At 46.3% G+C, this 6465-nt stretch carries 7 protein-coding genes; 2 read left to right on the forward strand and 5 right to left on the reverse strand.

The features are described from left to right. Positions 1-223 precede the first annotated feature (223 nt). Positions 224-571, forward strand: coding sequence for a thioredoxin family protein (locus tag L5M38_RS17055; RefSeq protein WP_263179768.1), 348 nt, complete (start codon positions 224-226; stop codon positions 569-571). Positions 572-590: 19 nt separating this feature from the next. Here the strand turns inward: L5M38_RS17055 and L5M38_RS17060 are convergent, their stop codons facing one another. The 3 genes from L5M38_RS17060 to L5M38_RS17070 form a co-directional block, all read right to left on the reverse strand. Next, on the reverse strand, positions 591-1106 hold the full coding sequence (locus L5M38_RS17060) for a NifB/NifX family molybdenum-iron cluster-binding protein (RefSeq protein WP_263179769.1): 516 nt from the start codon (positions 1104-1106) through the stop codon (positions 591-593). Next, positions 1103-1399 (reverse strand): DUF134 domain-containing protein, encoded by a 297-nt coding sequence (locus tag L5M38_RS17065; protein ID WP_012088215.1) that lies wholly within the window; start codon positions 1397-1399, stop codon positions 1103-1105. Before L5M38_RS17065 ends, L5M38_RS17060 begins: the two co-directional genes overlap by 4 nt. A 577-nt stretch (positions 1400-1976) precedes the next feature. Then, positions 1977-3491, reverse strand: a complete 1515-nt coding sequence (locus L5M38_RS17070) for an ATP-binding cassette domain-containing protein (RefSeq protein ID WP_263179770.1) — start codon at positions 3489-3491, stop codon at positions 1977-1979. A gap of 357 nt (positions 3492-3848) precedes the next feature. Between L5M38_RS17070 and L5M38_RS17075 the strand changes: the two genes are divergently transcribed. Beyond that, complete coding sequence (locus tag L5M38_RS17075) at positions 3849-4100, forward strand: DUF2999 family protein (protein ID WP_006083102.1); 252 nt, start codon at positions 3849-3851, stop codon at positions 4098-4100. Positions 4101-4259: 159 nt separating this feature from the next. Here L5M38_RS17075 and L5M38_RS17080 read toward each other — a convergent pair whose 3' ends face one another. Then, positions 4260-4646: a carboxymuconolactone decarboxylase family protein gene (locus L5M38_RS17080; RefSeq protein WP_198573438.1), complete on the reverse strand. Its 387-nt coding sequence runs from the start codon at positions 4644-4646 to the stop codon at positions 4260-4262. A 116-nt stretch (positions 4647-4762) separates the two neighbouring features. After that, entirely contained in the window at positions 4763-5338 is a 576-nt protein-coding gene (locus L5M38_RS17085) for a hypothetical protein (RefSeq protein ID WP_263179771.1), read from the reverse strand. Positions 5339-6465: the final 1127 nt, after the last annotated feature.

Raw genomic sequence — 6465 nt, forward strand, 5'->3', positions numbered from 1 at the left:
CTAGTAGTGAAATGATAAATAATCTAAAACAATGGCGAGATAGCCTGACAGGCATACAGCAAATCGGAGTGATTGCTGCCAGTATCGGGCTTCTCATGCTTGGCTTATTCTACCTTGGTCAATTTATCGGTAGTAGCGTGGTAACAATGGGCTGGCTTTAACCCTAGAAATACGCAAACTAGCCCATGAATTCATACCCATAACAACTTCCAAATGGCAACGCATGCACACTGATATCATCACGCACATTGATTCACCTGAGATACTGGAGTCCATGTTAACTGAGCATGCGGCGGTGCTGTTGTTATTTGGCGCGCCAAACTGCGGTGTGTGTCAAACGCTCAAACCGAGAATTGCTGAGATGTTGGTGCAAGAATTCCCGCAGATGCGGATGGCCTATATTGATTGCCAAGCCCAAGGTGAGATAGCGGCGAACCGCAATGTATTTGCCTTGCCTGTGGTGGAATGTGTGTTTTATGGCAAAACCTTTGGACGGTTTTCCAAGGTGTTTTCATTAGCGGATATTCGAGGGGCGCTTGCCCGCCCCTACGCTTTAACTGTGACGGAATAATCCAAATTAAACGATGATATTATTTGTTTACCAAGGGTCTAAACCCAGCGTAATGCACTGACTTATCGAGCTTAACCTGTACTGCTGGCGTGCTTATAAGACGTGTTGAACCAGGTGCTGCTTTCGCTTTACCACTGCAACCGCAGCCGTCACCTGTTGAATGACAACATCCGCCCTTGGCTGCATGTTTGAGTGAAGCGCGACCTTGGGATGCATCCGTCAACCTAAGATTAAGATCCGCTGTTTGTGCCAGCAAAGTCGCCACTGTTTGGCTGGCACTACCTTTGCTCACACTAATACCCGCATCAAGCAACTTTCCTAACATGCGCTCACCGATATTCTGCATAAGTACAATATTGGTACCCTGTTGGATAATCAGCTCTAGTAAGGCTTTTTTAGCACTACAGTCACCTTCAATTGCCGGGTTATCGACCAGCTTGATCAGCTGAAGCTGTTCATTATAAAAGCCAATCTGTAGGGCTTTCGTAAAGTGACTGGCGAGGCGTTCGCGGCTCATCGGCATGGCAATAATCATGATAAATCCTTGTCTGTTTGGGTTGGCAGCCTCAAGGCTTGACCTTGAGTGATAGCCGTCGCCACCTTTTTACGGGCATTGGCGAGAAGGTATCCAAAGGTTTGCCGAGAGATCCCCATCAAGGCCGCGGCTTCGATCTGGCTTAATCTTTTAACGTCACCCAGTTCGAGGGCCTCAAACTCATCGGCCTCTAATTGAATATGGGTTAATTTAACCGCAGGGATCCCATTAGGCTTAAATAGGCTACAGGGCACACAGCTCGATAATTGACGGCATTTTTTGGGTCTTGGCATAAATATTTTTATCTTTAACTTTAAGTAGTCTTATATGTCTTGAAATAGTCTTATATGTCTTGAAATAGTCTTATATGTCTTGAAATCGTGTTTTAGGTCTTAGTGCACATCTTCGGTACTACGAGTAACACTCGGGCTCATCTCGCTAAGGGAGTCCATCGTTCTGGATTCTCAAGCGTGATAACTGACTTGATGAATAAGTTCAGTGGATGAACCATAAAACTGTCACGAGTTTCTGGCCTAGGCCAGAAACTATTATTCGCGCCAACGACATTCAAAACTGTAAGACGGCTCACAGTTACCTATATCAAGCATGACTAATTAACAGAACTGCTGTCTGACGAATGGGGGATTAAACACTAGGGCGATACCCTCATTATCGATATGTGGTGCATCTCAGTTTTCACTGGAATACGAAAATCTTTCGCGCCACAGATATATTGCCATTGAGCGTGACTAACACACTCAATGGCTAGCGCCCTGTAGGGTCAATTTTAACCTGCATTGTGGTGCAGAGGGATAATGACAAACTCTCAAAACAAATAAGCAGCCGTTAAGCTGCTGCGATAGGTGGCATTTACTGATTTAAACGGGTTAAATCCTCAGACTCACAGTAGTTCACCTGTACCGAATAGCCGTCATCTTGCTTGATAAAATCGACAAAGTTTTTAATCGCAGGTAAGGCATCTTCCCTATGGTGCGACACATACAGCAATTGGCTCAGATGATGCTCGGCTATCATCTCCAGCGCCCGCATCACTAAGGTGCGATTGATGAAATCTAAGCCCTGATACGGCTCATCTAAAATAAGCAACAGTGGCTGTTTAATCAAGGCGCGACCTATCAGCAGTAACCGCTGCTGACCATAATCGAGCTTCTTAAAGCTGGTGCTCGCCAGCCCTGTCATGTGCAAAATCGCCAACCATTCCTTCGCCAAATCTAGCTGAGGTTTAGTGGGTTTATGGTACAAGCCAATAGAGTCAAAAAAGCCCGAAAGTAGCACATCTAATGCCGAGCAACTGACGCGATATTGCAAGTGCAGCGCCGACGATACTATGCCAATCCGTTGTTTAATCTGCCAAATACTCTCGCCGCTTCCGCGAGGTCGGCCAAAGAGCGTGATGTCATTGCTATAGCATTGAGGATGGTCGCCTAAAATCAGCCCCAGCAAAGTGCTTTTACCGCAGCCATTGGGGCCACGAACTTGCCAATGTTGCCCTGCCTCGATGCGCCAATTCACGCCGCTGAAAATCAGCCCACTGACATATTCCACTTTGCCATTTTTAATCTCGACCAGAGGATCAAACGCCTCAGCGTTGTGCCTTTGCCGCTCCATTAAGGCCAAGAGTTCATCGCTACGTTGGGCGGATAACGCATTCAACTGCGCCATCACAGGATGATTGTGCCATTGCTCAATCGACATCGACGGGCTGAGTTTATGCACACTCTGCCCCGATTTGAGCATCTCGCCATTAAACAGCGCTACATGGCTGATACACGGCGGCAATTCTTCTTGGCGTGAGGTAATGATCAGCAACTGGCTATGCTCGGCCACTTCACTCAGCAGCTCAGATAAACTCGCCTGATGTTCAGCATCGAGCCCAGCGTAAGGGTCATCTAAAATCAGCAATTGCGGTAACATTGCCAGTGCACGTGCCAGCATGACTCTGCGCGTTTCGCCCGTGGATAATTGCCGAAAACCGCGCAGGCGCAGAGGCTCAAGCCCAACCTTTTGTAATAATGCTGGAAGTTGCTTGGCATCTTGGCAGCATTCCAACACTAAGGATTCGACACTCGAACCGTAATCCAGTTCGTCTTTTTCTAACTCGCGCTCCAGCAATGCTTGTTGCAACCCAAGTGACACCCAACCGATACGTTGCGGTAGGCCAGAAATCGTCCCTTCATCGGGCAGAATATCACCCGTTAATATTCGCCCGAGCAAGGAACCACAATAGCTGTCGGTCGCGAAAATCGCCCAATGTTCAGCAGGGTTCAGTTGCCACTCATCGACGACTAACACCTCATTATCACGCCCGTATCGCAACTGTTTAACCACAATACTTTTGTCTTGGTTCGCGACAACATCAAGCATAACCACTGTTCCTTTCTATTTTTAAGGGATGATAAAAGCCAGCGATTACCCAATCGCATTGATCCATGATATCTAAGGCAATAATATCTAGAGCCACAATATCTTAGAGTCATGATATCTAGAGCCATAATATCCAATGCAACGGCTCACGATGCACGACAGTCGCTCAGGTTTTATCGGCAGATTTTGGGAAATACGTCACCAGAGTAAAGCTTATTGGGAATAAAATCTAATGCGCTTAATGGCATAGGCAAAGCGTGGCAACATCCAACGGGTACGCATGTGTGAGGCAACCACTCAGGCAGAACTGTGATAAAATCGGCACCTGTTTAACTTTCATATCAACAAGGTAATGCAATGAATCCCATTATTGCCATCTTAAAAGAACACAACGTCAGTGACGCTAAAATCCAAGAACTGTTTCAAACATTAACCGAAAATCCATTAATGGCGATGGGCACGCTCGGTCAATTAGGTATCCCAGCCGAAAAATTACAACAACTGCTGGGACTAGTGATGCAGAAACCGGCCTTGATCAAAGAAGCCGTGCTTGAACTCGGTTTGGATTTCTCAAAAGTAGAAGCCGCAAAAGCCCAGCTACAAAAATAAGCACAGACTGTTCAAGTTTGTAGCCATCATGCGCTAGGGGAATGCGCGTAACTCAGCTCCCCTAGCGAATGTTAAAACCACTAAACCTCAAAGTAATTAAATCTCACAGCAACTAAACCTCCAAGCCATTGACGCTCAAAATGATTAATACCAAGTGAGCTAACTGTTTTGCGCCTGCCACTCCTCAATCGCCTCTTTCGCCGCTCGAAAAGCTTCAATCCCCGCAGGCATACCGCAGTAAACGGTGCAATGCAGTAAGACTTCTTGGATCTCTTCAACCGAGCAGCCATTGTTTAGCGCGCCCCGCACATGGCCCTTTAATTCAGTCGGCGCCTTTAATGCCGCCAGCGTCGCTATGGTAATCAAACTGCGCGTTTGCCTTGAGATGGCATCACGCACCCAAACTTCACCCCAGCAATTGGCCGTGACTAAATCTTGCAGCGGCTGGGTAAAATCGGTTGCACTATTGAGCGCCTTATCCACATAGCTATCGCCCATCACAGCACGACGCACCTCAAGACCCTTCTCGTATTGCTCTTCGTTCATCGATGCATCCTTTTTCTTATGTGATTAAGCTATGTGATTAAGCTATGTGATTAGACTTATTGAAACCGCCAACCAATCAGCCCTATATCCTTACCACCTATAACTGATAACTAATGTTAGATTGAGCGCACCCAAGCAACGAACTCTTCGGCGAGTCTGGGAGGGTTACAGGCCTCTGTCTGATCTGCGATCTCGTTATAGTACTCGAGCTCGTGAACTATGATGGGTACAGAACGACCGAAAACGCGACTAACGGTTAAGTTGGAATGGAGTGTAGAAGCGACAACGCATACTGCGGCAACAAATTGCTCGGTTATCTCCTGACCGAGCTCAAGGCAGCGATCAAAATCGACATCTTCCTCCGCATCACTGTACCCGAGACCGAGATCGGCCACCCAGCGAGCTAAGATATCCGCAGTCTGAGAGTCAGAATCCCCAAAGACGAGGAGTTCGTTTTGAAGCCAGAAGGCATAGTTCCATTTTGCTTCGTCAGAGCTAGAAGCCTTTGGAATCGAGGCATGCCACTCATCGACTGTGTTATAGCCGACTGTCAGCGTAGGTAGACGGGGATCGTCATATTCGTTGTTGATATAGAAAGACAATGCATAGATCTGCTCCGCCTCAGTGGTTGGTATACTCGCGAGCGCTTCGGTAATCGCACTCTGAAGCGCGGTAATCATTGGGATATTCATACTGGGTTTCCTGCTCGTTTAATGCCGCATTTAGCGAATGAAAATAGTGCATTGTAATTGAGAATAAGAGCTTAACCCACTATTTTTGTTCAGCTTAAATGTCTGCCAATATATTAGTATTCAACCAATTTATCATTAGGATAGTCTCCAATCTATCACACGTAAGACTGCCATTTTTATATAACCCTATGGCCAAGTGATAGAAGCTTGGAATACTCAAAGACTCCTATATTTTTCTTGTAAATAACTCAGAAAGAAATATGTCTGTTCTCGCTTTCGTTCTTATCAAAGGTTGGCAGACTATTTTGCAGCTCGTTTGCGGCTTAACAGCCAAAGTAAATCAAGATCGTGGGGCTTCACCCCACACCCGACCAAGGAGGACTGCTCGTCCTATCCTCCTTGGATTCTCCAAGACGCCCCTAGCGAAGTTACATGCATTAGTGACTGGTCTAATACTCCAATAAAAATTGCCTAACGGCTCAGATGGGACATCCCTGTCCCCCCGAGCCTGCGCCATCATCCATGATGTCGCCACGGCATTTTTATCTGCGTATTTCGACAACTTCGCAGGGGAAGGTGTATCTCTTTTATATTTGGTGTTGCTTGCGAGTCATGCAAAGCAAACAGAATTATACCCACCATCCCTTTTTTAAAATTTAACAATGGGTGGCCCATTAAATTTTCATGGATGTGAAAGAGCGGCCATGCCGTCAACGGTCACTTACATGCCAATGCTTAATCCAACCAACTATCCAGTTATCGGTATGCCTTTCTACAAGCGTACACTCTGCAAATTTAACAATGGATGGCTCGTTAGATTCTTTTACTGCTCGTTTGCTGCTTAACAGCGGAAGCTGATGATTAAGCACTGTCATTCCAGGTATGCGTCTAGCGAAGTACACCTAGCATCGATGTTCTGATTGTCTAAAAATACCTGCTCAATGATAAATTTGGAGCAGGTGATGAAAACATACAGAACAACTACTCAGTGGCAGATGCTACTTCAACAACGCGGCTCGTTTAGTGGCACTAATATCGAATTTTGCCAACACCATAATGTCTCTATCACCACTTACTATAAACAGCGCGCTTTACTGGCTGAGTATCAGCCTAATTCAACCTTGCCA

This window comes from Shewanella sp. SM101 (assembly GCF_025654465.1).
Lineage (GTDB): Bacteria > Pseudomonadota > Gammaproteobacteria > Enterobacterales > Shewanellaceae > Shewanella > Shewanella oncorhynchi.

Coding starts and splice junctions, on each gene's coding strand:
- L5M38_RS17075 (WP_006083102.1), top strand. CDS start 3,849: ATGAATCCCATTATTGCCATCTTAAAAGAACACAACGTCAGTGACGCT.
- L5M38_RS17060 (WP_263179769.1), bottom strand. CDS start 1,106: ATGATTATTGCCATGCCGATGAGCCGCGAACGCCTCGCCAGTCACTTT.
- L5M38_RS17055 (WP_263179768.1), top strand. CDS start 224: ATGCACACTGATATCATCACGCACATTGATTCACCTGAGATACTGGAG.
- L5M38_RS17080 (WP_198573438.1), bottom strand. CDS start 4,646: ATGAACGAAGAGCAATACGAGAAGGGTCTTGAGGTGCGTCGTGCTGTG.
- L5M38_RS17065 (WP_012088215.1), bottom strand. CDS start 1,399: ATGCCAAGACCCAAAAAATGCCGTCAATTATCGAGCTGTGTGCCCTGT.
- L5M38_RS17085 (WP_263179771.1), bottom strand. CDS start 5,338: ATGAATATCCCAATGATTACCGCGCTTCAGAGTGCGATTACCGAAGCG.
- L5M38_RS17070 (WP_263179770.1), bottom strand. CDS start 3,491: ATGCTTGATGTTGTCGCGAACCAAGACAAAAGTATTGTGGTTAAACAG.